This window comes from Paraburkholderia bannensis NBRC 103871, assembly GCF_000685015.1.
Taxonomy (GTDB): domain Bacteria; phylum Pseudomonadota; class Gammaproteobacteria; order Burkholderiales; family Burkholderiaceae; genus Paraburkholderia; species Paraburkholderia bannensis.
Genome location: NZ_BAYA01000083.1, coordinates 1 through 2,132, shown reverse-complemented (window position 1 = coordinate 2,132; position 2,132 = coordinate 1). Strand labels below are relative to the sequence as shown.

At 60.6% G+C, this 2,132-nt stretch carries 3 protein-coding genes; all 3 read left to right on the top strand.

Annotation, left to right across the window (positions count from 1 at the left end; all coding sequences use genetic code 11):
• The first annotated feature begins 38 nt into the window (after positions 1–38).
• A complete protein-coding gene (locus BBA01S_RS39375) occupies positions 39–935 on the top strand; it encodes an ABC transporter permease subunit (protein ID WP_063750605.1) in 897 nt (298 codons plus the stop codon).
• On the top strand, positions 932–1,843 hold the full coding sequence (locus BBA01S_RS39370) for an ABC transporter permease subunit (RefSeq protein ID WP_027821160.1): 912 nt from the start codon (positions 932–934) through the stop codon (positions 1,841–1,843). Before BBA01S_RS39375 ends, BBA01S_RS39370 begins: the two co-directional genes overlap by 4 nt.
• Positions 1,844–1,984: 141 nt before the next feature.
• Positions 1,985–2,132, top strand: a 148-nt coding sequence (locus BBA01S_RS46560; protein ID WP_156966271.1) for a DUF3138 family protein, incomplete at its 3' end; no start/stop codon positions are given.

Here is a 2,132-nt window from a genome sequence, read left to right as displayed (position 1 = left end):
CGCCGCAAGGCGCAGCCCGGCGCGGCGCGCTCGCGCGCATGCTGTCGCGCTTCGTGCCTTCGGGCCGCACCACGGTGATCGGCATTCCGTTCATCTGGCTGGCGCTGTTCTTCGCCCTGCCCTTCGTGCTGGTGCTCAAGATCAGCTTCGCCGACCAGGTCATGGGCATTCCGCCCTATTCGAACCTGGTCGAGATGAAGGACGGCATGGTGCACCTGGCGCTCCAGCTCTCGCACTATGCGTTCCTTTTGCAGGACAGCCTGTATATCGCCACCTATATCAGCTCGCTGAAGATGGCGGCGGTGTCCACGTTCTTCTGCCTGCTGATCGGTTATCCCATCGCCTATTACATCGCACGCTCGAACCCGGCCACGCGCAACCTGCTGATGATGGGCGTGATGCTGCCGTTCTGGACGTCGTTCCTGATCCGCGTGTATGCATGGATCGGCATTCTCAAGGACGACGGTCTTCTGAATCACGCGCTCATCGCCATGGGCCTGATTCATTCGCCGCTGCGGCTCTATCACAGCGATGCGGGCGTGTATATCGGCATGGTCTACTCGTACCTGCCGTTCATGGTGATGCCGCTTTACGCGCACCTCTGCAAGATGGATCTCACGCTGCTGGAAGCCGCGTATGACCTGGGCGCGAAGCCCTGGGTCGCCTTCACGCAGATCACGCTGCCGCTGTCGAAGAACGGCATCATCGCGGGCAGCCTGCTCGTGTTCATTCCGGCGGTGGGCGAGTATGTGATTCCCGAACTGCTCGGCGGCGCGGACACGCTCATGATCGGCCGCGTCATGTGGGACGAGTTCTTCAACAACATGGACTGGCCGATGGCCTCGGCTGTCACCGTCGCGATGGTGTTGCTGCTGCTCGTGCCGATGGCAGTCTTTCAGTACTACCAGGTCAAGGAACTGGAGGAAAGCAAATGATCAAGCCCAATCGCGCGATTTCCACCAGTGTTCTCACACTCGGCTTTTTATTCCTCTATATCCCGATCATCAGCCTCGTCGTCTATTCGTTTAACGAATCGAAACTCGTGACGGTGTGGTCGGGCTTCTCGCTCAAGTGGTACGCAGCGCTGCTGCAGGACGACGAGCTTTTGAGCGCGGCCTGGCTGTCGCTGAAGATCGGCCTGATGACGGCATTCGCATCGGTTGTGATCGGCACGTGGGCCGGTTTCGTGCTGGCGCGCATGGGTCGCTTTCGCGGCTTCACGCTCTACACCGGCATGATCAACGCGCCGCTCGTGATTCCCGAAGTGATCCAGGGGATCTCGCTGCTGCTGCTGTTTGTGGCCCTCCAGCAGATGATCGGCTGGCCCGCCGGGCGCGGCATCCTCACGATCTGGATCGGTCACGTGATGCTGTGCGTCTCTTACGTGGCAATCATCGTGCAGTCGCGGGTGAAGGAGATGAACAAGTCGCTTGAAGAGGCCGCACTCGACCTGGGCGCCACGCCGCTGAAGGTGTTCTTCGTCATCACGCTGCCGCTGATCTCGCAGGCCCTGCTCTCGGGCTGGCTGCTCTCGTTCACGCTGTCGATCGACGACCTGGTGCTCTCCGCGTTCCTCTCGGGCCCGGGCTCGACGACGCTGCCGCTCGTGGTGTTCTCGCGTGTTCGCCTGGGCCTGAATCCGGAAATGAACGCACTGGCCACGCTCTTTATCAGCGCCGTGACGATTGGCGTGATCGCCGTGAACCAGTTGATGAGCGCGCGTGAAAAGAAGCGCATGCGCGACATGCAGATGGCCTTCGTGCAGCCCGATCCCGCCGAAGCCAGCACGCCCGGCACGCCGCCTGGCGCAGTGGGTTCGCCGATTGGACGGCGTGCAGCCTGAGAGAAAACACGGCGCGCGCCTGAATAACAACCCCAAAGCGCGCGCCGCATAAAAACGGCCAGCAGAACAGAAAAAAGCAGTTGGCAACACAAGAATTAAACGTCGAAACGCCTGCAATAACGACCCATAAGGAGAATGTCGATGAAGAAGAAGTTAATCTGTCTGCTGGTGGCCGGGGCACTGCCGGGGCTCGCGTTCGCGGACTCGACCAGCGACCAGATCAAGGCCCTGCAGCAGCAGCTCAATGCCCTGCAAAAAGAGGTGAAATCGCTCAAGAGCGAACTCGCGC